The sequence below is a fragment of the Pontixanthobacter aestiaquae genome (genome assembly GCF_009827455.1).
Lineage (GTDB): Bacteria > Pseudomonadota > Alphaproteobacteria > Sphingomonadales > Sphingomonadaceae > Pontixanthobacter > Pontixanthobacter aestiaquae.
In genome coordinates this window covers 2,776,026-2,801,577 of record NZ_WTYZ01000001.1, presented here as the reverse complement: position 1 = coordinate 2,801,577, position 25,552 = coordinate 2,776,026, and the positions used below count along the sequence as shown (strand labels likewise).

Here is a 25,552-nt window from a genome sequence, read left to right as displayed (position 1 = left end):
AGCTTGGCTTTCGCTCTTACAATCGAGAGCGCACATGGGCCGCGTATAACGGCTGTCAACGACGCAGCGCGTCAAGCAGGTGTGCAAGTAGGCCAGCGGCTGGTCGATGCGCGCGCGCTTTATCCTGAGATATCATCCGAAAGTGCCGACTTGCCGGGTGACAGCAAGACACTGGAGCGGATCGCATTGTGGGCGCAGCGATGGGGTCCGTGGAGCATGGTCGATGGCGAAGATTCTATCTTGCTCGATGTTACCAATGCTACCCACCTACACGGCGGGCCGCAGGCATTGCTTCGCGATATTGCGCAGAACTGTGAGAAGCGCGGTTTTCGAAGCCGCAGTGCGATGGCATTCACGGGAAGCGCAGCATGGGCGTTGTCGCATTATGGCAATCAATACTGCGTCGGCGACAATGATGATCCAATGCGTAGCCTCAGCGATCTGCCCGTGGCAGCGCTTCGCCTGACCCCTTCCATTTCAAAGCTTCTGCGCCGCTTGGGCCTGAAAACGATTGGTGACTTAAGCAAAGCCCCTCGCCAAAGTCTTGCTCGCCGTTTCCGCGATCACCGAAACCCGCAAACCAATCCGCTAATCCGGCTCGATCAGCTTCTCGGTAAAGTGCCTGAGCCGATGATTCCGCTTCATCGCAAAGACCCGCTCCGCGTCTCGCGCAGACTGATGGAACCGATTTTGCACCGTAGCCTGCTGGATCAGATAATCATTGATCTAGCGGATGATCTGGTGTGCCTACTCGAAAGCGAGCGGATGGGTACGAGACGGCTGGAAATGCGGGCGTACAGGGTCGACGGAGATGTCATTGTTCGCGCGTTAGAGCTGTCAGAAGCGACACGTGAAGCTCCGCATATCGTACGCCTATTCGGAGCCAAGCTGGATGATGTGCAGGCAGGCTTCGGTATAGATCAGGTTGATCTAATCTCGACTTGGTCTGCGCCTTTAGCGTTAGCTCAAGCGAGCATAGACGAAGCCGACGAGGATATCGGCACGACATTACCGCAGATGCTTGACCGTATCACAGCCCGGCTTGGTCCCGATGCTGTGCAAATGCCAATTACTGCACGCAGTCATGTGCCAGAGCGCTCGTATAGGTTTGCCTCACCAAATGTAGCCAAATCCAGCCAGAGTGAGATGCAGTTTTATCAGCGGCCATTAAAACTGCTGGAGCGGGCCGAACGCATCTCTGTTGTCTATGCAACGCCGGAAGGCGTTCCTCGCAAGTTTCGTTGGCGCGGCAACGTTCATGATATTGCTCGAAGTGAAGGGCCGGAGCGTATCTCGCCCGAATGGTGGAAAGAGCGCTCCAATGTCCGTCTAAGAGATTATTACCGGATCGAAGACGATATGGGCAGGCGCTATTGGATATACCGTAACGGCGTAACCGGCGATGGTCGCGGCAACGCGCCTGACTGGTATTTGCACGGCATGTTTCCATAATGCCTGATGCGCCGCTCACTCCCGACAAACGATCTCTGAAACAGATTGGCTGTGATTTCAAAGCCAGTCCGCCTGCGCCTTATGTCGAGCTTGGGGTGACGAGTTGTTTCTCGTTTCTGCGCGGCGCGTCCGATGCGGTTGATCTAGCGCTGAAGGCACAGACGCTTGGCTACCACGCTATCGGCATTGCGGACCGAAACACCTTGGCTGGTGTGGTGCGGCTCCACACCGAGGCCAAAGAGGCCAAGCTGCGGCCGATTATCGGCGCACGGCTTGATCTCATCGACACCCCTTCGTTTCTTGCCTACCCTAAAACTCGCGCAGGCTATGGCCGTTTGAGCCGGTTGCTTTCGGACGGCAAAATGCAAACTCTCGACCACAAATGGCAGAAGAAGGGCGAATGCCATCTGACTTTGGAAATGCTGGCGGCGGCGCAGCAAGATATTCAGCTGATTGTCATTCCGCCACATGATTTGGATACGGCCCAGTATCCCGCACCGTTTCCAAAGAAAACAGCCGATACCAAGCATCTGAGGCTCGTGTCTGACCATGAGCAAATGAAGTTTGAGCAGATACTGCCTTTATTATCAGAATCGTTGCCAAGCTTAAGCAACATTGCTGTCTGCTACCTTTATCGCGGCGATGATGTGTCGCGCATTAATCGCTTGGACGCATTAGCTCGCCGTGCCGGTCTAAGCATTTTGGCTACCAATGACGTTCGCTACCATCTGCCGGAACGTCGGCCATTGCATGATGTGATGGCATGCATTCGCAACAAGACAACGTTGGCCGAAGCTGCACCTATCCTCAAAGCGAATGGCGAACGGTATCTTAAATCTCCGGACGAGATGATGCGCTTGTTCACAGATTGGCCACACGCAATATCCGCCACGCGGGACGTTGCCGATGCCTGCACATTTTCGCTTGATGAGCTGCGGTATGAATATCCGGAAGAAATCGTGCCGGAAGGCAAGACTGCACAAGACCAGCTTGCAGAATTGACTTGGGAAGGAAGCCTTGGCCGATACCCGGAAGGCATACCCGATAAGGTCCGTCAAACCGTCGAGAAAGAATTGGCGCTAATCGGGAAACTCGACCTTGCGCGCTATTTCCTGACCATTAAAGACATCGTGGATTTTGCGCGGAACCAAGAACCGCCAATTCTGTGTCAGGGGCGCGGTTCGGCGGCAAACAGCGCGGTTTGTTATTGCTTGGAAATTACCTCAGTCGATCCAGCCCAGCACGCTCTGCTGTTCGACCGCTTCATATCGGAAGAACGCAAAGAGCCACCTGACATAGATGTCGATTTTGAACATGAGCGGCGCGAAGACGTCATCCAATATATTTATGGTCGCTATGGACGTAGCCGTGCCGGTCTGTGCGCTACCGTTATCCATTATCGCCCCCGAATGGCTATTCGCGAAGTCGGCAAGGCAATGGGCCTATCCGAAGATGTAACCAGCGCGCTCGCCAAAACGGTATGGGGCAGTCACGGGCGAGAAATCGGTGAGAAGAATGTCACCGAAACCGGTATGGATTTGCGCGACCCTTATCTGCGGCGCGTTCTAACACTAACAGATCAGATGATCGGAATGCCGCGTCACTTATCGCAGCATGTAGGCGGTTTCATTCTTACTCAAGGCGCACTTACTGAAACCGTGCCTATCGGTAATGGCGCTATGCCTGACCGGACATTTATAGAATGGGACAAGGACGATATTGATGCGCTTGGCATTCTGAAAATCGATGTGCTGGCACTTGGTATGCTGACCTGTATCCGCAAGTGTCTCGATCTGATGCAAGAGCATCACAATCGCGACCTCACTCTCGCGAGCGTCCCGCGCGAAGATCCCGAAACCTACGCCATGCTGAGAAAGGGTGACAGCCTTGGCGTGTTTCAGGTCGAGAGCCGCGCGCAAATGAATATGCTGCCGCGCCTCAAACCGCGTGAGTTTTATGATTTGGTCATTCAGGTTGCGATTGTGCGGCCCGGGCCAATCCAGGGCGATATGGTCCATCCTTATCTAAAACGACGGCGCGGCGAAGAAGCAGTAGAAATCCCTTATCCGTCACCAGAACATGGTCCGCCGGATGAGTTGTCTTCGATCCTACAACGCACTTTGGGCGTTCCGATCTTTCAGGAACAGGCGATGAAGATCGCGCTTGATGCTGCAAGGTTTACGCCATTGGAGGCCAACCGGCTGCGCAAAGCGATGGCGACTTTCCGGTCACGCGGCATGGTCGATGCGCTTCAGGATATGATGGTCGGACGTATGATTGCTCGTGGTTACGATCCAGACTTTTCCGAACGCTGTTTCAACCAGATCAAGGGGTTTGGGGAATACGGATTCCCAGAAAGCCATGCAGCAAGTTTTGCCCATCTGGTTTACGTATCAAGCTGGCTGAAATGCCACTATCCCGCAGCCTTCTGCGCAGCGCTGCTGAACTCCCAGCCGATGGGATTCTACGCGCCAGCGCAAATCGTCCGCGATGCCAGCGAGCACGGGGTGAATGTTCGCTCTGTAGATGTGAACAAGAGTAGATGGGACAATCGGCTCGAAGACAGAGGCTTCAGTGTCAGGCTTGGCTTCCGGCAAATAGACGGGCTTGGCGAGGCAGCAGCAGCAAGGTTGGTGGCTGCTAGAGATCATGGAGGGCCGTTTGCAGACGTTGCATCTCTGAAGCACCGTGCCGCGCTTTCCCCAGCGATAATTGAACGTTTGGCTGATGCTGATGCCTTCAGGTCAATTGGTCTGGATCGCAGGCAGGCATTGTGGGATGCGCGAAGCGTAAAGGGTCTGCCCGACTTGCCATTGTTCGCTGCCGCAGAGGCCCGCGATGAAGGTGGCGAGATTAGCGCATTCACCTTGCCGGATATGCCGCTGAGCGAACACGTAGTGGCTGATTACCAGACAATGCGGCTATCTCTGAAGGCGCATCCGATGGCTTTCCTACGCGGCGATCTGGCAATGCGTAGCTTCACTCCAGCTTCAAACTTACGGCGGTGTAAGAACGGCTCGCATATCAAGGTCGCTGGCATTGTGCTGATCCGGCAGCGGCCTGGCAGTGCAAAAGGCGTGTGCTTCATCACACTGGAAGACGAAAGCGGCGTAATTAATCTCGTTATCTGGCCAGATATGATGGAGAAATTCCGCAAGACCGTCATGGCTTCTCGCTTGATGGAAGTGCGCGGACGTATAGAGTTCGATGATGAAGTGACGCATGTGATTGCAACTCATCTTACCGATGTGAGCCACAAACTCGCTGAATTGTCCGAGGATAGTTTTCCGCCAGCTCTTGCGCGTGCAGATCACATAAATAGTCCCCTTCCGGTAAAAATTGGATCTGGCCCTGCTGCGCTACCCGCGATGCAAAGTAGCCATCCGCGTGACGCAAAAATCATTCCGAAGTCACGGGATTTTCACTGAAGCATCAAAACAGCTCAACGTCCGCTACTGGGCCGTTAACGGACCGTCGGGTTTTGCTCTGCGGACTCGGGAAAGCAGTCGTTCGGCTTGCGACCACAATAGCGATTATTCGTTTCCTCAACGCTAAGCGACCCGCAATCCAGACCAGCGTTTCGAGTATTTCCAAATGCTATCTGGTGTTGCTCGACCAAAGTAGGGCTTGATCCCTTTGTCCAATACCGTTTCACTATATGCGAGGTAACGGAGGGAAAATGTCTGTCGAAATTGCAGAAGTTGCGAATTTTCTTGAGCGGACTGCGCCCTTTGCTTCGCTCATCCCAGCCGAGCGTTCTGCACTCAGCCGCACGGTAACAGTGCGCTATGCTCGAACGGGCGACTCCATTCTCACTGCCGGAGACCACAATGACAGCCTCTTTGTTATCAGGTCGGGCGCTGTGGAGTTGCGCCTTGCCGGCAAAGATCTAACAGCGCGTCTCGAAGAGGGATCGACATTCGCATATCCCTCGCTGCTGCGCGGGGGGGAAGTGCGAAATACCACGATCGCGCTTGAGGATACGCTGCTTTACGCAATCCCCGCCGAACGGTTTCACGAATTGCGCAAACAGTCCCCAGATTTCAGGGAGTTTTTCGCCGCAGATGAGGCAGCGCGGATCAGGCACGCCCTGGCACGGCTGCGAGAAGGCAGCTCCTTTGCGCTTGACGACCGGCAGGTGGGGAATCTGGTCGGTCGGTCCACGCCTGTTTCCTGTATCCCATCAACGCAGATCGCAGACGCGGTGCAATTGATGCATCAGCGCAATGTCAGCACACTGGCCGTGTGTGAGGATGGCAAGCTCGAGGGCATTTTTACAGATAAAGACCTGCGCAGCCGGGTGGTCGCAGGAGGCGTCGCGCTTGATCGCGAGGTTGGCGATGTCATGACGACTGGGCCGCAAACGCTAGGGACCAACGCGACTGTCGCCGAAGCCATGGCGCTGATGGCGAGCGGGGGCTTTCGGCACATCCCACTAATCGACAGCGATGGCGCGCTGGCGGGCATTCTCAGCGCGACAGATATTCTCGGCGCGATTGGTAACAACGCCATCGACACCGGCCTGATGATCGCAAAGGCACGCACACCGGACGAATTAATCGAAGCCGCTGCGCGCGTGCCCGAAAGCTTCGCGCGCATGGTCAGCACCGGAGTGCAGGCAGGCCAAGCCATGCGCTTTACATCAGCGCTGGGCGAAGCGGTGCACCGCCGCGCCGCGCAATTGGCTGAGGAGGCTCTCGGTCCGCCGCCTTGCCCTTACGCTCTCGTGGTGTTCGGATCACTGGCGCGCGAGGAGCAATTGGTAGGTTCGGATCAAGACAACGGCCTCGTGATCGCCGAAGAATTGGATCCGGCTGGCGAGGCGTATTTCGCTGACCTCGGCACCCGCATTTCCGACCAGCTCGACGCAAGCGGATATGTCTATTGCAGTGGCGGGATAATGGCGAAAAATGCGGATCAGAGGCTCACGCTGGCAGCCTGGCGCGCGCGTTATGCCAATTGGATCAACAGTCCCAGTGAAGACAAGATTCTGCGCGCGACGATCTTCTTCGATATGCGCTGCGTGCATGGCGATGCAGGTCTAGTCGCCGAGCTGCGTAAGGAAGTGCTCGCGCTGCTCTTCGATAGTCCGCTTTTCATCAGTTACCTTGCCCGCGATGCGCTTCGGAGCAAGGTGCCGCTCGGCGTGTTCCGCAACCTAGTGCTCGACAAGACGGAGGATGGACAAATGGTCTTCAATGCGAAGAAACAGGCGATCATGCCGATTATCGACATCGCCCGGACGCAGGCGTTGGCCACGGGCGTCCCAGCGGTCGGGACGATCGGCCGACTGCGCGCGCTGTGTGAAGCGGGAAAGATGAATTCGGACGATACACAAAGCCTCGAAGATGCGCTTCTGTTCGTCAACGAACTGCGGATCGCGCACCAGGCGCGGCAGATCGAGCGCGGTGAGGCGCCGGATAACCTGATCGCCCCGGCCGACCTATCTCCGCTTGAACGAGACTATTTGAAGGACGCGTTGACGGTAGTCCGGAGGGGTCTAGATGCGCTGCGCCGCAACTTTGCGGGCGGGATAGTCTGAATGCTGGCCCAGTGGCGCTTCGAACGTGCGCTCAAGGCATTGGTAAGGAGCGAGCATCCAGCTCTACAACGCTATGTAGAGGCCGATTGGCCTGCGCGGGATTGCCCGGTCGCAGAGGCCCCATTCCTGGCGCTCGATTTCGAGTTGGATGGGCTTCGAAAGGACTCGCACCTTCTGCAGGCAGGTTATGCCCCTTTCAAAGGGCGTATAATCAGTCTCTCCGACGCGCAATCGGTCGACATCCAAAGCGATGCCGATCTCGATCCTGAAGCGGTTGCAATACATATGATTGGCGAACAGCGCGCGGCACTGGGGCGTCCGATAACCGAAGTTGCACCGATGCTGATCGAGGCTCTCGCAGGCCGCATCCTTGTCGCACATGCAGCCACAATTGAGCAGACCGCGCTGCAGCGAGCGGTAATGTCGGTGCTTGGCGTTCGCCTTCCGATCCGCGTAATCTGTACATTGGTGCTCGAACGCGAGCTGCATCCCAACCTAGTGGACGGGGAGCCCTATCGGCTGAATTCCTGTCGCGCGCGCTATGGCTTGCCCGAATACCGCGCGCATGACGCGCTGACCGACGCGATTGCCGCCGCCGAACTGTTTCAGGCACAACTCTCCCGTCTTCCGCCAGACACCACGCTCGCGCGGCTGGAACACTCTTAGACTAAAGTCTCTCTCGTTCTCTCTTCACCCTCGACCTAGGCTGCTCCGCAAGCTTGGACATCTATACGGGAGGGAACGAAATGGACGACGACAATCCTGAAACTGAAACGAGTGCGGCAGAAGGCGCCTATTGGCGTGAAAACCTGCGCTTGCTGTTTAGTCTTATGGCGATCTGGTTCGCAGTATCATTCGGAGCCGGGATCCTGTTCCGCGACTTCCTCGATCAGTTCAGCATCGGCGGATATCCGCTCGGCTTCTGGTTCGCGCAGCAAGGCGCGATCTACATTTTCATCGCGCTCATCTCTTTCTACGTCGTTCGTATGAAGCAGATCGAGCGCAAATATGATCTCGACGATTGAGGGGCTGACCGATGGAAACGCAAACCCTCATCTACATCTTCGTCGCGCTCAGCTTCTCGCTCTATATTGGCATTGCGATCTGGAGCCGGGCGGGTTCGACCAAGGAATTTTATGTCGCTGGCGGCGGGGTCAACCCGGTGGTCAATGGCATGGCCACCGCTGCTGACTGGATGAGCGCGGCGAGCTTCATTTCGATGGCGGGCATCCTTGCCTTTGCGGGCTATGACGGCTCGGTCTACCTGATGGGGTGGACCGGCGGATTTGTGATGCTGGCGTTGCTGCTTGCGCCCTATCTGCGCAAATTCGGACAGTTCACCGTACCCGATTTCATCGGTACGCGGTACTATTCCAAGACCGCTCGTGTTGTCGCAGTGATCTGCCTGATCTTTATCAGTTTCACCTACATCGCCGGGCAGATGCGCGGTGTCGGGATCGTGTTCTCGCGCTTCCTTGATGTCGAGATCACCATGGGTGTGATTATCGGTATGGGGATCGTGTTCATCTATGCCGTGCTCGGCGGGATGAAAGGCATAACTTACACTCAGGTGGCGCAATACTGCGTGTTGATATTCGCCTATATGGTGCCCGCCTTCTTCCTCAGCTTTATGATTACTGGGACTCCAATCCCGCAGCTTGGTCTCGGCTCGGAGGTGGCCGATGGCTCGGGCTTATCGGTCCTGCAAAAGCTTGATAGCGTGCTCGTTGAGCTCGGTTTTACAGCCTATACCGACGGATCGAAGAGCATGATTGATGTGTTCTGCATCACGCTTGCGCTGATGGTCGGCACGGCAGGTTTGCCGCACGTAATCGTGCGCTTCTTCACCGTTCCAAAGGCCTCGGATGCGCGCAAATCGGCCGGCTGGGCGCTATTCTTCATCGCGCTGCTTTACACCACCGCTCCGGCAGTGGGGGCATTCGGCATGCTCAACTTCGTCGATAAGGTGGACGACACCGCCTATAGCGAAGTCGACGAGTTCTTCCCCCTGTGGGAGAGCAATGGCCTGCTCGCATTCCAGGACAAGAACGGCGATGGGGTAATGCAATATCGCCCGGGAGCCGCATTCGAGGGCAAGCCAGAATACACTGGTGAGACCGGTCCGTCAGGCGAGCGACTGCTATCGAACGCGCCAAATCCGGAAAGCGCAAACGAGGTTTACGTCGATCGCGACATCATGGTGCTTGCCAATCCGGAAATTGCCAACCTGCCTGGATGGGTCGTTGCCCTGATGGCAGCTGGCGGTCTTGCGGCGGCGCTTTCTACGGCAGCGGGTCTGCTATTGGTGATCTCAAGCTCGGTCAGCCACGACCTGCTCAAGAGCACTTTCGCGCCCAACATCTCATCAAAGACCGAACTGCTTGCGGCACGGATCGCGGCCACGGCAGCGATCCTGGTCGCGGGCTATCTCGGCATCTATCCTCCGGGATGGGTTGCGCAAGTGGTCGCCTTCGCTTTTGGTCTGGCTGCTGCCAGCCTGTTCCCAGCGATCTTCATGGGAATCTTCTTCAAGTCGATGAACAAGGAAGGCGCGATTGCAGGCATGATCTCGGGACTGGTTTTCACCTTCGGGTACATAGCTTACTTCAAGTTCATGAACCCGGCGGCGAACAATGCCGACAGCTGGCTGTTCGGCATCTCGCCCGAAGGAATTGGAGTAGTTGGAATGCTGATCAACTTCGGTATCGCGATCGCAGTTGCGAGCGTAACCGCCAAAACCCCGGTTGAAATCCGCAAGCTGGTCGATTCGATCCGCGTACCGCGAGGCGCGGGAGATGCGCACCTTCATTAACGGTGTGCACTGATCGGACCGACCGGGTCGCAAGCGAGAGGGCGGTGCAGCGATGCACCGCCCTTTTGAAGTGCCAACGCATGAGCTTGCACAATCGGGAATTTGGCGTAGCCTCTTCGCCGGGAGAGAGATGGGATCATGTTATTCGGCACGGCCATTGGCGCCGCGACCCTCTATCTGGCAGGGCTTTTCTGGCTTGCCGCGTGGCGCGATCGCTCCGCCTCGCCCTTCCTGTCGCGTCACTCGGGCACCGTTTATGGCCTTAGCCTCGCGGTCTATTGCACAAGTTGGACGTTTTTCGGCGGGGTCGGGACAGCCGCGTCGGCGGGGCTCGACTACCTGCCCATCTATCTAGGCCCGATCCTTGTCTTCACCATCGGTTTCGGCCTCGTTCGCCGCATCCTCGCACAGGCCAAGGCGCAGCATTCGACCTCGATCGCCGATTTTCTTTCGGCACGTTACGGCAAGAGCGCCAGCGTCGCCGCTTTGGTCACGATCATCGCCACTATTGGCGCGCTACCATACATGGCGCTGCAATTGCGCTCGCTCAGTACCTCGCTGAGCACCCTGGACCCGGAAATTGCCACGCAAGTCGCGGCGGACGAACTGGTTCTTATGGTGACAGGATTGATGGCCCTGTTTGCGATCCTGTTTGGTTCACGACGAGCTGATATGGCGGGCGATAATGCGGGTCTGGTACTGACCATCGCGGTTGAAGCGGTGGTGAAACTTATCGCATTGCTCGCTGTTGCAGCGCTTGCTCTTTTCATCCTCTTTCAAAGCGATGCACCCGCACCGCCGCAGGTGTTCGAACCGGCGCAGCTGGACGCCCGATTTGCGGTTCTGACGCTGATCGCGGCCTGCTCGGCCCTTTGTCTGCCACGGCAGTTTCACATGACTTTCGTCGAAGCTATCGGCGACCGACCGAACGCCGCGATGCAATGGGTGTTTCCTGCCTATCTCGTGCTGGTTTCGGCTGTGATCGTACCCATCGTGATGGCAGGACTGGTCGCGTTGCCCGGCGGGACCAATCCCGACACGATCGTCATGGCGCTCCCCTTGGCGACTGGTAACGAAGCGCTGGCGCTGCTGGTGTTTATCGGTGGCTTTTCGGCCTCCGCGGGCATGATCGTGATAGCCAGCGTCGCCTTGTCTACCATGATCACTAATGACTTAATCGCGCCGCTGGCATTCCGCCATGCACTGCAAGGATCGGGCGACCGTGGCCAATTGGCCGCGCGACTTCTGGCAGTCCGGCGCGGGGTGATCGCGGCGCTGCTGTCCTTTGCCTACCTGTTCTATCTGGGCTTCGGATCGGTCACTAATCTAGCGGGCTTGGGAACTCTTGCGTTTGCCGCCGCCGCCCAATTCGCGCCTGGTCTGGTGCTCGGCATGGTCAGCCGCGGGGGTAACAAGGCGGGCATGCTCGCCGGGTTATCGGTGGGCTTCGGGCTGTGGCTGATACTGCTCATCGTTCCCGCTGCGACCAATACCGCGCCTATCATCTCGATCCATCCTGATACGCTTGTTTCTGGAGTCCTGCTCAGTCTCGGCGCGAATTGCCTCGCCTACTGGATCGGATCGGCCCTCATGCGCCCATCGCTGGTCGATGCTTCGCAAGCCGCAGCGTTTGTCGGTACTCAAGCTCCCGGCCAACGCCCACGCTTCGTCACCAATAAGCGGGTCGCCGATGTCCGGCTTCTGCTGACCCAGTTTGTTGGCCGCGAGCGCGCCGATGCGGCCATCGCTGCCATGCCTGAAATCTACCGCGACGGCGATCCCGCCGACGAAGCGGTGATGGCGATGACCGAGCGAACGATATCCGGCGTGATCGGATCATCTTCGGCACGCATGGTGGTCGCTTCGTGGTCGGATGGAGATCCCGTCCCACTCGCTGAAGTGATGGCGATGTTCGATGAGGCAAGCCGCAGGCTCTCATTCAATGGCGAATTGCTGCAGATTGCGATCGAGAACATCGACCAAGGGGTAGCGCTGGTCGATGCAGAGATGCATCTCGTCGCGTGGAACAGCCGTTATCAGCAGCTGTTCGACCTGCCCGATGAACTCGTGACCGTCGGCACGCCGATCGCCGAGCTGATCCGCTTCAACCTTCGGCGCAGCGATACGCCGGAGGACGAAATCGAGAATCAGATCACGCGCAGGCTCGATCATATGCGTGCGGGACGTGAGCATCGCCTGGAGAGCGAACAATATGACGGTCGTTTCATGCGGATCGTTGGCTCTCCTGCTCCCGGTGGCGGCTATGTCACTTCCTACACCGACATCACCGCCGACCGGTTGGCAGAGCAGGCGCTCGAAGAAAAGGTTGCAGAGCGGACCGAGCAATTGAGCGAAGCCAATGATGCGTTGGCCGAAGCGACCCGCTCGAAAACCCGCTTTCTCGCCGCCGCCAGCCACGATTTGATCCAGCCGCTCAACGCCGCGCGGCTGTTCGCATCAGCTCTCGGTGAAGAGGTTGAGGGGAGGCCGCAACTTGAGCGGCTGGTCAAAGACCTCGACGGGTCGATCACCTCCGCTGACCGTTTGATCAGAGCGCTGCTTGACATCTCCAAGCTCGACAGCGGTGGGATCGAGCCCAAGCACGAACCAGTCGCGATAGACCGCATTTTCGACGAGGTGGCGCGCGAGTTTGAAGTGCAGGCGGAGGCCAAGGGCATAGAGCTGCGCCGTGTGCACACCAGTGCCTGGGCGATGACCGACCGGGCGTTGCTCACCAGTGTGTTGCGCAACCTTGTCAGTAATGCGGTTCGCTACACGCAAGACGGAGGTGTATTGCTTGGCGTACGCCGATATGGCGACGGGGTGCTGATCTGCGTCCATGACACCGGGCGTGGGATTGCCGACGCGGACTTGGGGCGGATCTTCGACGAGTTTCAGCGCGGTGCCTCGACCGATCGCGAGGGCCTAGGCCTCGGCCTTGCGATCGTCCGCCGCATTACGAGACTGCTTGACCTGCATCTCGAAACCTCTTCGGAACCGGGCCGCGGCAGCCGTTTCGCGTTGCATGTGCCGGTGCTGCAGTGGAAATCCGCAAGGGCTGCCAAGCCCACCAAGCAACCCTCGCGCCAGATGGACAGCGCTCGTGTCCTCGCGATCGACAATGATCCGGCCGCGCTGGCCGCGACGACCGCGTTGCTGAGCAAATGGGGCCTTAATGTGATCTGCGCCGGTTCTCTCGCCGAAGCGCGTGAGCAGGCACCTGCGCCGCCCGATATCGTCATGATAGATTTCCGCCTCGACGATGGGGAGCGCGGCGATCAGGTTTATGCAGTGCTGTGTTCGGGCTGGGGTGTGCGTCCGCCGGCGATCCTGCTCACTGCCGAAGCTTCGAGAGAGACCGAGGAAGCGACGAAGGCGATGGACGCCAACCGGTTGCTCAAACCGTCATCGCCGGCCGCCCTTCGCGCGTTGATTGCAGATTGCCTGTCGCGAAAGGCCTCTGCCGATCAGGAAGCCGCGACTGGCTGATCGACATCGAGTTTCGCAGCGAGCAATACGGCCTGCGTCCGGTTGTTGACCCCGAGCTTGCGGAAGATCGCGGTGATGTGAGCCTTGACAGTCGCTTCGCTGATTTCGAGTTCGTAGGCAATCTGCTTGTTAAGCAATCCCTGCCGGATCTGACCAAGAATGCGCCGCTGCGCTGGTGTGAGGCTCGCCATACGTGCGAGATCATCGTCCTCCGAAAGATCGGTTTCGGGAAACCAGCTATCGCCCTCGCGAACGGCTGACAATGCATCGCGCATCTCATCGAGGCCCGCAGACTTCGGAATGAAGGCGGCTGCTCCCAATTGACGGGCAGCAGAATAGACGCGCGGTTCCTCGCTCGCTGAAACGATCGCGATCGGCAGCGCGGGATAATCCTGTCGCAGGTCCATCAGCACGGAAAGGCCGTTTGAATCCTCCATATGAAGGTCGAGCAGCAGCGCTTCGGCCGAACCGCTCTCCAGTTCCGCCCGAGCCGCACTAGCCGAACTCGCCTCGACCACTTCCGCCCCGTCCCACACCTTCGCCACGGCGTGGCCCAGCGCGGTCCGGAACAGTGGATGGTCGTCGGCTATGATGATCCGTTGCGTCATCGGTTTTACCGGTTCTGCCTCCCATCGATCAGTCGCTCAACCAGCGATGGATCTGCCAGCGTCGAGGTGTCTCCAAGCGAGCCGTAATCGTTCTCCGCCACCTTACGCAAGATGCGGCGCATGATCTTGCCCGAGCGAGTCTTGGGCAGGCCGTCGGTGAACTGGATATAGTCGGGTGAGGCGATTGGCCCGATCTCCTTCCTCACATGCGTGCGCAGCTCCTTGTAAAGCTCGTCCGAACCCTCCTCGCCCGCGTTCAAGGTGACGTAACAATAGATGCCCTGCCCCTTGATGTCATGCGGATATCCAACCACCGCGGCCTCTGCGACCTTGTCGTGCAACACGAGCGCGCTTTCAACCTCGGCAGTGCCCATCCGGTGACCCGAAACGTTGATGACATCATCGACCCGGCCTGTGATCCAGTAATATCCATCTTCGTCGCGCTTGCACCCGTCTCCGGTGAAGTACTTGCCCTTGTAGGTCGAGAAATAGGTCTGCTCGAAGCGCTCGTGATCGCCATATACGCTACGCGCCTGTCCCGGCCAGCTGGCGGTGATGCACAAATTGCCATCGATTGCGCCTTCCAGAACGCCGCCGTCATTGTCGACCAGCTGTGGCTGGATGCCGAAGAACGGAAGGCCAGCACTGCCCGGCTTCATATCGTGCGCGGCTGGCAGCGTGGTGATCATCACTCCGCCCGTTTCGGTCTGCCACCAAGTGTCGACGATCGGGCAGCGGCCTTCACCGACCACATCGAAATACCAGCGCCATGCTTCGGGATTGATCGGCTCGCCAACCGAACCGAGCAAGCGCAGCGACGAGCGATCCCGGCTGGTCACAAACTCATCGCCTTCGCGCATCAGAGCGCGGATCGCGGTAGGCGCGGTGTAGAGAATATTGACCTGGTGCTTGTCCACCACGTCCCAAAACCGCCCATGATCGGGATAGTTGGGCACACCTTCGAAAACCAAGCTGGTCGCGCCATTCATCAACGGGCCATAGACGATATAGCTGTGCCCCGTGACCCAGCCGATATCAGCAGTGCACCAGTATACTTCGCCCGGCTGGTAATCGAACACATAATTGAATGTCGTTGCCGTCCACACACCGTATCCGCCGGTCGTGTGGAGCACGCCCTTGGGCTTACCGGTCGAGCCAGAGGTGTAAAGAATGAACAGCGGATCTTCGGCTGCCATGACTTCGCATGGGCAATCCTCATCCGAAGCCAGATCGTCAAACCACTGGTCGCGCCCATCAGTCATTGAGACATTCGCGCCGGTATGTTTGACCACCAATACGCCATCGACATCCGCACCTTCGATCCGGAGCGCCGCGTCGACATTGGCCTTGAGCGGCACGACCTTGGCCCCTCGCAGGCCGGTGTCGGCGGTGATGACAAAGCGGCTGCCGCAATCCTCGATCCGTCCGGCGAGTGCCTCGGGTGAGAAGCCGCCGAAGACAACCGAGTGGATTGCACCTAGCCGCGCGCATGCAAGCATGGCTGTCACACCTTCAACAATCATCGGCATATAGAGTGTGACGCGGTCGCCCTTTGTTACGCCCAACGCCTTGAGCGCGTTGGCCATGCGGATGACTTCGCCGTGCAGCTCGCGATAGGTCAGCGTGCGCCCCGGCGTCTCGGGATCGTCAGGTTCGAAGATGATCGCGGTATCGTTCCCGCGTGTTTCGAGATGCCGGTCAACCGCGTTATGGCACAGGTTCAATGCGCCATCGGCAAACCATTCGATCTTTGCTGGATCGAACGACCAATCGCCACCCTTTGTCGGGGCAGTGTGCCAATCGAGCCGCTGCGCCTGATCGAGCCAGAAGCCATTGGGGTCATTGATCGAGCGAGCGTACAATTCCTCATATTGCTCAGCGACACAGTGCGTCGCGCGATCGCTCTTAGGGCGTTCAACAGCTTGGATCATAGTGAGTCTCCCTTTCGTCGATCTCACCATAACCCGTGCTTCTTCTCGATGTGTCTCAGACAATGGTCTTACGACTATCCGCTAGCTGGGCGGGCACGCAAGAGCGCGGCATTCTTAAAAGCGAACGAATTGATGGGAGGGAACTCGATGGCTGAAGGGAAAGTGCGAAACGGGATTCGTGTGGCTTTGTTGACTGCGACATGCCTGACGGCGTCGCCCGCGTTGGCGCAGGAGGCCAGCGTAGACGACCGACTCGACCGGCTCGAAGCGCTGGTCGAAGGGCTGATCGAACGGCTCGATGCACAGCCGGGCGCGACCGAGCAGCAACAAAGTGCATTACTGGCCGAGCGCGAACAGATACGCGCTCAGAGCGAGGCGCTGCTTGCTGCGACCCAGGACCTGCAAACCCGTCAAGACGACCTCGCCCAGCAGATCGCCGCCTCGCCGCCTTCGGGCTCAGCATCTACCCCCGGCAGAACCACCTTCAGCTATGGCGGTTACGTGAAGTTAGACGCGATCAGCCAGCGGACCAGCGGCGGGCAATTGCCCAACAATTCAATCCTTCGTGATTTCCTGATTCCCGTGGCTATCCCAGTGGGAGGCGACGCGAGCGGCTTCGACACCGATTTCAGCGCGCGCCAGACGCGGTTCCTTTTCAAAACCGAAACCGATGTGGGGACCGAGCATAAGCTCAAAAGCCATATCGAGCTCGACTTCAACGTCACCGGTGGCGGAAACGAGAGAATTTCGAACAGCTTCGTGCCTCGTATCCGGCAAGCTTTCATCACCTATGACAACTGGACGTTCGGACAGGCATGGTCGACTTTCCAGAATGTCGGCGCGCTTCCTGACAGCCTCGATTTCATCGGGGTTACCCCGGGCACCGTCTTCGATCGCCAGCCGCTGATCCGCTATACCAATGGCGGTCTCCAATTGGCTGTTGAACAGCCCGAAACAGTCGTGACCACTCCGGCAGGTGCCCGCCTCGAAGCGGGCGATGACCAACTGCCTGACTTCGTTGCGCGCTACAATTGGGGCGGCGACTGGGGCTCGCTGACGGCGACCGGGATCGTGCGTCAGCTTCATATTTCGACCGACGACCTGATGGGCGTAGATGACAGCGCGTTCGGCTATGGCCTGAGCGTTTCAGGCAAACTCAAAGTAGGTTCGCGAGACGACTTCCGTTTCATGGCCACGGCTGGCGACGGACTTGGCCGTTATATCGGGCTCAACCTCGTCAACGATGCGGCCATCACAGGGACGGGCGAACTCGATCCGATCTTCACTTATTCGGGCTTTGCTGCCTATCGTCACTACTGGTCAGACGGTATCCGCTCGACCATTGCCGGATCATACTTCAAGGCTGACAACCCTGTCTTGCTCACGACGGGCCAGGTGACAGACGAGAGCTGGAATGCGTTCGCCAACATCATATGGAACCCGGTCGATCCGCTCGATATCGGGATCGAGCTAATGCATGCCGAGCGCATCTTAGAGGACGGGCGCAGCGGCAATCTCCAGCGAGTTCAGGTTTCAACACGCTACAACTTCTGATTTAGACAGAGATGGGCGCAATGTCCGCTATTGGGATTTAGGAAACCGGATCGCTGCGGCAGGGACTGGGGCGCGAAGGAGACACCAGAGGAAAGGCACGCCCTAGTTTCGACCGCAGTTTAATGGTTGCTGCTTTGGCATGGAAAATATACCATTCGAACAGGAGCGATTATTCACCTAGAAGCTCTAAGAAGCTCCCGGATCGCAGATTGCCAGCCAGGTAGATGTGGTAAGCGATGAACCTTGGGGTCGCGGCGCTTGATAAGTTCTGTCCTGCTAAGCTTGGTCAATTCTTCCCAGTTCTCTTCGAACAGATACATGGCGTTGCCGTACTCCAGATTTTCCAAAACGAGCAATTTCTCACCGAACCTGGCCCCAAAATATCGAATAAACTTACCGTGGCCGACGATGAAGCCGTCGTGACTGAGCCTTTCCAAGACTCGGAGCCTCTCGGAAGCTACTTCGAGCTGCTCTGCTGTCGTAGCCTTACTTTCCGCTAGTCGGGCTATAACGCGGTCGGCGGAACCGGGTGGGATTAACTCCCAGTCGACGCTTTGCAGGTTGGCGAACTCTTCGTCGCTCATATCCGCACAGAAAACTTGAGACCGGCCAACAACTTCACGCAACAGCCGTAGATTGAACTGAAGGTTCTCTGCAAAAACGGCGTCTGTTCGATCTAGCGGTTGGTCGATCCGGAAACGGACGATCGCTCCATCTTTAAGCGGCTCAAGAATTGCGGCTGAAAGCGTAAGCATGCGTGCAGGACGATGATCAACTTGCCAGGCTTCAACGGAGCGGCGGACAAGATGATGTCCACTGCCCTTCCAGTTTGGTGCCCAAGAGGAGACATCACGCATCTCTTTGGGAAGGTCTTTTCGCTTTTCTTGCCAGCCATCCAGATTGCGCCTTGCCCAAATTCCGCAAGCATGCGGCGGCGGAGCCGGCACGGCTACCGCGAGCTTTCCGGAATTCAATGATAACCCTGCTAGTTCGTATTTGGCAGCTTCGTCTTTTGTAATGGTAATAACGGCGGCCACGACAATGCGGGTTCCATCGATGCGTTCCAGATCGCGCTGAATTGCTTTCGAAAGATGTGTTCTTTTACGTGTCATTTGTCTGCCTTTTCGCGGGGGTATCGAGAATACTGGCGTCAAATCTGTCATCTAACGGCCGGCGGTATCTGATAGGCAATGGCTCATTGAGTTCATCGTACCAATCGGTTGTGCGTTTCCAGTCTTCTGCCAGCGTTGAAGCAATTGGAATTGGAGGCTTAGCCCCCTTCAGACGTTTGTATCCGCTAGCCAGCAACGACACTTTGGCTTGCAATTCCGCGCGGTATTCGAGCATTCGATCCCAACGAGCTTTCTCTTCGTGAGTGATCGGTCCCGCATAAGTTACCGTTGCGCTAGCAAGATCAACTATGACGTCAGCAGGGTGGGGAAGAGGTGTGGGTTCAGGTCGGCCGTTCTTGCGGGCGTCTTCTATTGCTCGCTCCCAGCCAAATTTATACTCGCAGGCGGTATCAAACAGGCTCGTCTTTGCGGCCCGCTCCTCTTCTTCGATCTCTCGAACGAGTTCAGCCATCGTAGCCTGAGCGAGACGATTGCCCTTCATGGCCGAAACGCCAAGCGAACGAAAAACTGCTTTGATTACGGGTAGCTCAACAAGTTCTTCGCCTTCCCGCACGGTAATCGTCCGGTAGGCTTCTTCGAGCAGCATCTGGTTGGCGGGTTGCGCAGAGGCATCTAGGCCAAAGCCGCGCGGGATCTTATTACGGGCTCCCTTTGGACGGCCATTGGGGTTGCCCGAGCTCCCTTTCTTGAATCTGGTTTTAGTCGGCGGCTTGCCATAACCGACAGAATACTGGTCCTTCACATCGCTCATCAAGCGGCTGCCTCACCCAGTTCGATCGGTAAGCGTTGATCGGCAACGTCAGTAAATTTGTCATCAGAGCCGGTAAGCAACGCGTGCTTGCCGGTGTATCCTTGCCAACGGCGAATAATCGTGTCGCAGTATAGCGGGTCAAATTCAATCAGGCGGGCACGGCGGCCCGTTTTCTCAGCTGCGATGAGCGTGCTGCCGGAGCCGCCAAAGCCATCGAGCACAATCTCTCCACGCCGAGAGCAGTCGCGGATCGCGTCAGCGATTAGTGCTACCGGCTTAACCGTCGGATGCATTGCCAGATCTTCGGAACGGTTTGCGCCGATCGAACTGATCCCCGCGTAGTCCCAGACATTGGTTCGGTACCGGCCGGTCTCGCCAAGGCCGAAACTGTTAGTATGCGGCGCGGTGCCTTGCTTAAACACAAATACGAGCTCGTGTTTGGAGCGGTAAAACGCACCCATGCCGCCATTGGTTTTGTTCCAGACGACAAGGTTTTTGAGTTCGGTGAAACAAGCTTCTCCGGCCTCAACCATTTCAGACATATGGCGCCAGTCCATACAGACATAGGCAATGGCACCTTCGCGCATTACTCGTGCAATGTTACCGAGGGTATCGTTTAGGAAAGTTACGAATTGGGCGCTGCTCATTTCGCCACTGGCAAAAGCAAACTCGCGGTGTTTGACTGAGCCAAGTCCGCAGACATTGCCGTCGATGGCGACGTTGTAGGGCGGATCGGTGAACACTAGATCCGCCTTGTCGTCACCCATAAGCAGATCCAAGGTGGCCGCGTTACGAGTGTCCCCGCACAATAAGCGGTGGCGTCCAAGTTGCCAGAGATCTCCCATGCGCGTGACAGGCTCGCTGGACGGTTCCGGAATTTCATCCTCGGCGGCATCCGTCCCATCGGGACTGGCCTCGCTGGCCTCATCGAGCGTGAAGTCGATTTCGGCCAGACTGAATCCGGTGATCTCCAAATCGAAATCTAAGTCTATCAATCCCTGAAACTCAATTGCGAGGATCTCGCGGTCCCAGCCAGCATTGAGAGCAAGTTTGTTGTCAGCCAGCACATAAGCGCGGCGCTCGGCTTCGCTTAGATAGGACAGCGCCAACGTTGGCACTGTTTTCATGCCGATCAGCTTTGCCGCTTCGACCCGGCCGTGACCGGCAATAATCCCACCGGAGTCAGAAACGAGAACAGGATTGGTAAACCCGAACCGCTCGATTGAGGCTGCGATCTGTTTGACCTGCTTCTTTGAATGGGTCCGCGCGTTTCGCGAATAGGGTTTGAGAGCAGTGATTTCCTGCTCGACCAGTTGTTGTGAAGACATGTTGCGCCCCGTATCATTGACCGAAGTCGTATAACTATAGTGAACGCTTGCAAAAGTCAACCCAACCTATATGATGGCGTAATTCCACAGTGAACGGACCTATCATGAGCTTTGCAAAACGCCTCGCCCAATTGCGAATGGCAAAGGGCCTGTCCCTCCAGCAAGTTGCTGACAAAGTCGGCATTTCGAAAGCGCACGTTTGGAATCTGGAAAAGGGTCAGGCTGACAATCCGTCGATGGAACTTGTTCTCAAATTTGCCGAGCTGTTCCGCGTCCCTATTGCCGATCTTGTCGGCGAAAACCCCGAAGCAGATGATCAGGAGCCGGAGATGGTCGCCATGTTCCGTGATCTGAAGAAGCTCGATCACCGCGACCGTGATATTATTCGCGGATTGATGGAGCAACTCAATCAGAAGAGTAAGAAGGACCCAGATTGACGATAAGCCGCCTCGATCTTGACGGCATTGGATCGCCCAATGCTTTGGCGGCCAAAATTCACGAGCTGGTTCTGGATATGCCTGATGTGGTTCCGCTCGAAACGCTTTGCAGCCGGTTCGACATCGAAGCGATTACTGAAATTGACACTGGCGGCTTTGAAGCAGCGCTTATCATGGACGAGCTGAAGGCTAGTGGCAGTATCGTGCTAGCCAGGGGCCGGCGTCCGGAACGGCGCAGGTTTTCAATTGCACACGAGCTTGGCCATTTTCTCATACCAAGTCACCGGCCACATCCCGACCATCCGTTTGAATGCTCGCTTAGCGATTTCCATCTTTTAGATGCGAAGGATCAAAACCGGCGGCGCCGTATTGAGGCAGAAGCAAACCGGTTTGCGGCGAAATTGCTCATGCCGCCGAGCCGGGTGCGAAAGGCAATTGGCCTATCTGGAACGACGCTCGAAAGTGTAGTTTCTACCGCAAAGAGCTTTGGTGTGAGCAAAGAAGCCATGGCGCGCGCATGGGTCGATGCCCATCGTGAACCGGTTGCTGTGGTGATTTCGCGCAATAGCGAAGTCCAGCGCTTTTACAGAAGTGAAGATTTTCCTTGGATCAACGTCCGCATTGGTCAATCGCTACCCAGCGGGTCGATTGCGGAGGAGCACAACAAAGCGCCGGGCATCTATTCAGCCATTGAGGAAATAGAACCGGATATCTGGTTCGATGAACGTAACGCTTCTCGGGTTCTCGTATTGAGTGAGCAGGTTCTCGGTCAGCAGAACGGCTACGCAATGATCTTGCTCCAGGCAGAGCTAGACGAGGACTGATTTGCCGGTTCAGTTTCTTGCGCAAAGCTTCCCTGAAAGCGAGTTGGCGTTCCCTGTTAAGCTCAATTCCATTCCCTGTTCGATGACGTCAAATTCCCTGTTATTTCGGCAGGGAAATTGAGTGCAAACCCACGCATTTCTGCGGCTTACAGGGATGGATTTAGTAGTCAGCAAGACCGAAAAACACCAGATTCCCTGTAAATTCCCTGTAAATTCCCTGTTAAACAGGGAAATTCACGGCGAGACTGGTTAGGTCCGGACTGCGCCATTCACCACCTTTTTCTCTTAGCACCATTTTCTGGCGTCTCCGCTGTTGAGGCCGAAGCAAAGTCGACTCGCTGAGGTCGCAGGAACCATCAATCAAACGATATGGTGGGGCAGATGGCCTGCCACTCCGATTTTCCTAGCTCAGCCTCCGCGCCAAGCCTTAACTCGTGTAATATGTCGGTGATCCCGGTCCCACTGGGATACCCAGCACAAAGGTCCACAAGAAGAAGAACAGCGACCACAGCGTCAGGAAGAAGATCGTGTAGGGCAGCATCATTGCGATCAGCGTGCCGACTCCCAAATTCTTGTCATAGCGCGTTGCCCAGGCCAGGATCAGACCGAAATAACTCATCATCGGGGTGATGATATTGGTGGTGGAATCGCCGATCCGGTAGGCCGCCTGAATAACCTCTGGCGAATATCCGATCAGCATCAGCATCGGCACGAAGATCGGAGCCGTCACAGCCCATTGCGCAGATGCCGAGCCGAGCGACAGATTGATCACCGCACACACCAGAATGAACAGGAAGAACAGCGCCGGGCCGGTCAGTCCGGTCTCTTGCAAGAATGTCGCGCCGGTCACTGCAGTGATTGCGCCCAGATTGGTCCAGCCGAAGAACGCCACAAACTGCGCTGCGAAGAATACCAGCACGATATACAGTCCGAGAGAGGATAGCGCTGCGGCCATCGCATCAATCACATCGCGGTCGGACTTCATCGTCCCTGCGGCGCGGCCATAGGCGTAACCGGTCGCGATAAAGAAGATCAGAATCCACACCACAAACCCTTTGAAGAAGGGCGCATTGATCCGGTCGCCAGTCTCGGGATTTCGTAGCACACCCCATTCGGGCAGCAGCGTCAGCGCCATCAGCGCCAGCACACCGATCAACGCGATGCCTGCCCAGCGCAGACCTTTACGCTCGCCGTCGGTGATCTGGTTCATCATGGAATCGTCGAGCACGGTTGGGTCTGCGCGCGAGGCATCATATTCGCCCAGTTTCGGCTCGACTATATAAATCGTGACCAGCGAACCGACGAGCGTGATGAGGAAGGTCGAGGCGACCATGAAATACCAATTGGCCGTCGCTACCACTATATAATCGGGATCGAGCAGCCGCGCGGCTTCCTGCGTGATACCGGCGAGGAGCGGGTCAATCGTGCCGATCAGCAGGTTCGCGCTATAGCCGCCAGACACACCCGCAAATGCGGCAGCCATGCCGGCCAGCGGGTGCCTGCCCAGAGCATAGAAGATCGCAGCGGCGAGCGGGATAAGAACCACATAGCCGACTTCGGATGCAGTGTTGGAAACGATGCCGGCAAAGACAATCGCGACCGTCACCAGGTGCTTCGGCGCACCCAGGACCATGCTGCGCACTGCCGCCGACAGCAGGCCGGATTTCTCCGCCACGCCCACACCCAGCATGGCAACCAGCACCACGCCCAGCGGGGCAAACCCGGTGAAATTGCCAACCAATCCTGTAAATATCCGCCGCACACCGTCGCCGTCCATCAGGCTGACAGCGCGGATCATCCCGTCTTCGGCAACGCCTTTCGCTCCGGCAGGACGCGGATCGGGAACGGCCACTTCCAGATAGCCAAACAGCCCGGACAGGAACACGATGCCGATTGCGAGCAGGGCAAAGAGGGTCACCGGATGGGGCAGCAAATTCCCCAGCCATTCCACCCCGTCCAGAAACCGTGTGAAGGCGTTACGCTTTGGCGCGGGTGTTGCTGCGGGGCTATCAGCCATTATGTGCTCCGGATTAGCTGTGCGGAATGGTGTTGGGTAGGCAGCGCTCTATGAATACTCGCTGCATGTTAGTCCACTGTGTTAAAGGACGAGGCCGAGCGCCCAACCGCCCAGCGCATAGACGAACAGCGTAATCAGCATCACGCCGACGATGTTGAGCACAAGCCCGCCGCGCGCCATCTGCGCAATGGTCACTCTGCCGGTGCTGAACACAATCGCATTGGGCGGTGTCCCGACTGGCAGCATGAACGCGCAGGTGGCTGCGAAAGCTGCGGGGATCAGCAACGTCATCGGATCCATGCCAATGCCAACAGCAACCCCGCCCAAAATCGGGATGAAGGTGGCGGCAGTCGCGGTGTTGCTGGTCACTTCGGTCAGGAACAGTACCAGCGTCACGACGCTGGCGATAATCAGGATCACCGGCAGTGCAGCAAGGCCGGTCACTTGCTGGCCAAACCAGCCGTCGAGCCCGGTCGATGCAACAGCGCTGGCAAGGCTGAGGCCGCCGCCGAACAGCAGCAAAACGCCCCACGGCAATCCATCTTCGGCATCTTTCCAGTTGAGCACCATATCCTTGCGGCCTTTACCGGGCAGGATGAACATAGCTAGGCCAGCGGCGATGGCGATCGCGGTATCGTTGAGTTCGCCGAGCCAGCCGAACCGGGCGCTAATGCCCGGGATGGTGGCGAGCAGGCCGGGAACGACCCACATGAATGCGGCTCCGCCAAAGACCAGCGCGACCATCTTCTCACCTTGGCTGAGTTTGCCCAATTTGGCGATTTCGCCTTGGATCATTTTCTCGCCGCCCGGGATTTCATCAATGTCGAAACGATAGAGCACGCGCGTCATTAGCAACCAGCCGATGATGATGAATGTTACAGCAAGCGGGAAGCCGAGGAGCATCCATTCGAGAAATCCGATATCGCGGCCCAGCTCGTCCGCAGCATAACCCGCGATAATCGCATTGGGCGGGCTACCCAGTAATGTACCGAGGCCGCCCATGCTGGCCGACCAAGCAATCGCCAACACCAGGCAGGTTCCGAAACGCGCGATATTGGGATCGAGTGGCTCGTCACTATGCGCGGCCACTTCGCCCGAAACATTGGGGCCGCCAGCGCGCATTTTGCCGGTCACGAGGGCCAATACCGAAAAACCAATCGGCAACATCATCAACGTCGTCGCAGTATTGGAAACCCACATCGACAGGAAGCCGGTCGCGATCATCATGCCCAGAACAATCCGGCGCGGGGCCACCCCGACTTGTTTCAATGTCAGCAACGCAACCCGGCGGTGGAGATTCCATTTCTCCATCGCAATCGCGATCAGAAAGCCGCCTAAGAACAGAAAAACGATTGAGCTGGCATAGGGCGCGGTCGTCTCACCGACGGTGCGGTCAGTAAGTGCAGGAATCAGCACAATCGGCAGCAACGATGTGGCGGCCAATGGGATGGCTTCGCTGATCCACCAGATCGCCATCAACGTGCCGATGGCAGCAACCCAGCGGGCATCGGTGGAGAGATCTGGCGAGCTGCCCATCGCCAACCAGACCAGAAAAGCAGCTAAAGGTCCGGCTCCCCGCAGCGCCCAGATCATTCCGGCGGAACGGCCCGACTCTTCGTCAGAGGTTGGATAGTCCTCATACTCGCCCTGCTGCCGGATTGGATCGGACATAAA

17 protein-coding genes are annotated in these 25,552 nt (G+C 57.4%); 10 read left to right on the top strand and 7 right to left on the bottom strand.

The features are described from left to right. Positions 1-3 precede the first annotated feature (3 nt). The 7 genes from GRI35_RS13305 to GRI35_RS13275 all read left to right on the top strand — a co-directional run bounded on the left by GRI35_RS13305 (position 4) and on the right by GRI35_RS13275 (position 13,295). Positions 4-1,452 carry a DUF6504 family protein gene (locus GRI35_RS13305; protein ID WP_328598446.1) on the top strand — a complete coding sequence of 483 codons (1,449 nt, stop codon included), beginning with the start codon at positions 4-6 and terminating at the stop codon, positions 1,450-1,452. Beyond that, positions 1,452-4,880, top strand: coding sequence for an error-prone DNA polymerase (locus tag GRI35_RS13300; RefSeq protein WP_160614601.1), 3,429 nt, complete (start codon positions 1,452-1,454; stop codon positions 4,878-4,880). Before GRI35_RS13305 ends, GRI35_RS13300 begins: the two co-directional genes overlap by 1 nt. Before the next feature lie 251 nt (positions 4,881-5,131). Further along, complete coding sequence (locus tag GRI35_RS13295; protein WP_160614600.1) at positions 5,132-6,994, top strand: putative nucleotidyltransferase substrate binding domain-containing protein; 1,863 nt, start codon at positions 5,132-5,134, stop codon at positions 6,992-6,994. Further along, positions 6,995-7,660: an exonuclease domain-containing protein gene (locus GRI35_RS13290; RefSeq protein ID WP_160614599.1), complete on the top strand. Its 666-nt coding sequence runs from the start codon at positions 6,995-6,997 to the stop codon at positions 7,658-7,660. It abuts the gene before it with no gap. A gap of 80 nt (positions 7,661-7,740) precedes the next feature. Continuing rightward, positions 7,741-8,019, top strand: coding sequence for a DUF4212 domain-containing protein (locus tag GRI35_RS13285; RefSeq protein ID WP_160614598.1), 279 nt, complete (start codon positions 7,741-7,743; stop codon positions 8,017-8,019). An 11-nt stretch (positions 8,020-8,030) separates the two neighbouring features. Next, positions 8,031-9,806, top strand: a complete 1,776-nt coding sequence (locus GRI35_RS13280) for a sodium:solute symporter family protein (protein ID WP_160614597.1) — start codon at positions 8,031-8,033, stop codon at positions 9,804-9,806. Between the two features lie 138 nt (positions 9,807-9,944). After that, a complete protein-coding gene (locus GRI35_RS13275) occupies positions 9,945-13,295 on the top strand; it encodes a PAS-domain containing protein (protein ID WP_160614596.1) in 3,351 nt (1,116 codons plus the stop codon). Here GRI35_RS13275 and GRI35_RS13270 read toward each other — a convergent pair. After that, positions 13,274-13,903, bottom strand: a complete 630-nt coding sequence (locus tag GRI35_RS13270) for a response regulator transcription factor (protein ID WP_160614595.1) — start codon at positions 13,901-13,903, stop codon at positions 13,274-13,276. The genes GRI35_RS13275 and GRI35_RS13270 overlap by 22 nt on opposite strands. 5 nt (positions 13,904-13,908) lie before the next feature. Then, positions 13,909-15,834, bottom strand: a complete 1,926-nt coding sequence (gene acs / locus GRI35_RS13265; protein ID WP_160614594.1) for an acetate--CoA ligase — start codon at positions 15,832-15,834, stop codon at positions 13,909-13,911. A gap of 147 nt (positions 15,835-15,981) precedes the next feature. Here acs and GRI35_RS13260 point away from each other — a divergent pair, with 147 nt between their 5' ends. After that, positions 15,982-17,388, top strand: coding sequence for a DcaP family trimeric outer membrane transporter (locus GRI35_RS13260; RefSeq protein WP_235900226.1), 1,407 nt, complete (start codon positions 15,982-15,984; stop codon positions 17,386-17,388). Between the two features lie 173 nt (positions 17,389-17,561). On the opposite strand, the gene GRI35_RS13255 is transcribed toward GRI35_RS13260, so the two are convergent. Genes GRI35_RS13255 through GRI35_RS13245 form a run of 3 tightly spaced genes read right to left on the bottom strand, consistent with a single transcriptional unit; the run spans position 17,562 to position 20,600 of the window. Then, a complete protein-coding gene (locus GRI35_RS13255; protein ID WP_160614593.1) occupies positions 17,562-18,500 on the bottom strand; it encodes a hypothetical protein in 939 nt (312 codons plus the stop codon). Continuing rightward, on the bottom strand, positions 18,490-19,272 hold the full coding sequence (locus GRI35_RS13250) for a DUF5681 domain-containing protein (protein WP_160614592.1): 783 nt from the start codon (positions 19,270-19,272) through the stop codon (positions 18,490-18,492). Before GRI35_RS13250 ends, GRI35_RS13255 begins: the two co-directional genes overlap by 11 nt. Next, on the bottom strand, positions 19,272-20,600 hold the full coding sequence (locus tag GRI35_RS13245) for a site-specific DNA-methyltransferase (RefSeq protein ID WP_160614591.1): 1,329 nt from the start codon (positions 20,598-20,600) through the stop codon (positions 19,272-19,274). Before GRI35_RS13245 ends, GRI35_RS13250 begins: the two co-directional genes overlap by 1 nt. Positions 20,601-20,704: 104 nt before the next feature. On the opposite strand from GRI35_RS13245, the gene GRI35_RS13240 reads away from it, so the two are divergent. Next, positions 20,705-21,037 (top strand): helix-turn-helix domain-containing protein, encoded by a 333-nt coding sequence (locus GRI35_RS13240; RefSeq protein WP_160614590.1) that lies wholly within the window; start codon positions 20,705-20,707, stop codon positions 21,035-21,037. Next, complete coding sequence (locus tag GRI35_RS13235; protein ID WP_160614589.1) at positions 21,034-21,861, top strand: ImmA/IrrE family metallo-endopeptidase; 828 nt, start codon at positions 21,034-21,036, stop codon at positions 21,859-21,861. The genes GRI35_RS13240 and GRI35_RS13235 overlap by 4 nt, the downstream gene beginning before the upstream one ends. A gap of 427 nt (positions 21,862-22,288) precedes the next feature. Here the strand turns inward: GRI35_RS13235 and GRI35_RS13230 are convergent, their stop codons facing one another. Next, on the bottom strand, positions 22,289-23,878 hold the full coding sequence (locus GRI35_RS13230) for an AbgT family transporter (protein ID WP_160614588.1): 1,590 nt from the start codon (positions 23,876-23,878) through the stop codon (positions 22,289-22,291). A gap of 81 nt (positions 23,879-23,959) precedes the next feature. Next, positions 23,960-25,549, bottom strand: coding sequence for an SLC13 family permease (locus tag GRI35_RS13225; RefSeq protein WP_160614587.1), 1,590 nt, complete (start codon positions 25,547-25,549; stop codon positions 23,960-23,962). Positions 25,550-25,552: the final 3 nt, after the last annotated feature.

Coding starts and splice junctions, on each gene's coding strand:
- GRI35_RS13240 (WP_160614590.1), top strand. CDS start 20,705: ATGAGCTTTGCAAAACGCCTCGCCCAATTGCGAATGGCAAAGGGCCTG.
- GRI35_RS13270 (WP_160614595.1), bottom strand. CDS start 13,903: ATGACGCAACGGATCATCATAGCCGACGACCATCCACTGTTCCGGACC.
- GRI35_RS13300 (WP_160614601.1), top strand. CDS start 1,452: ATGCCTGATGCGCCGCTCACTCCCGACAAACGATCTCTGAAACAGATT.
- GRI35_RS13245 (WP_160614591.1), bottom strand. CDS start 20,600: ATGTCTTCACAACAACTGGTCGAGCAGGAAATCACTGCTCTCAAACCC.
- GRI35_RS13275 (WP_160614596.1), top strand. CDS start 9,945: ATGTTATTCGGCACGGCCATTGGCGCCGCGACCCTCTATCTGGCAGGG.
- acs (WP_160614594.1), bottom strand. CDS start 15,834: ATGATCCAAGCTGTTGAACGCCCTAAGAGCGATCGCGCGACGCACTGT.
- GRI35_RS13230 (WP_160614588.1), bottom strand. CDS start 23,878: ATGGCTGATAGCCCCGCAGCAACACCCGCGCCAAAGCGTAACGCCTTC.
- GRI35_RS13295 (WP_160614600.1), top strand. CDS start 5,132: ATGTCTGTCGAAATTGCAGAAGTTGCGAATTTTCTTGAGCGGACTGCG.
- GRI35_RS13290 (WP_160614599.1), top strand. CDS start 6,995: ATGCTGGCCCAGTGGCGCTTCGAACGTGCGCTCAAGGCATTGGTAAGG.
- GRI35_RS13250 (WP_160614592.1), bottom strand. CDS start 19,272: ATGAGCGATGTGAAGGACCAGTATTCTGTCGGTTATGGCAAGCCGCCG.
- GRI35_RS13260 (WP_235900226.1), top strand. CDS start 15,982: ATGGCTGAAGGGAAAGTGCGAAACGGGATTCGTGTGGCTTTGTTGACT.
- GRI35_RS13280 (WP_160614597.1), top strand. CDS start 8,031: ATGGAAACGCAAACCCTCATCTACATCTTCGTCGCGCTCAGCTTCTCG.
- GRI35_RS13255 (WP_160614593.1), bottom strand. CDS start 18,500: ATGACACGTAAAAGAACACATCTTTCGAAAGCAATTCAGCGCGATCTG.
- GRI35_RS13225 (WP_160614587.1), bottom strand. CDS start 25,549: ATGTCCGATCCAATCCGGCAGCAGGGCGAGTATGAGGACTATCCAACC.
- GRI35_RS13285 (WP_160614598.1), top strand. CDS start 7,741: ATGGACGACGACAATCCTGAAACTGAAACGAGTGCGGCAGAAGGCGCC.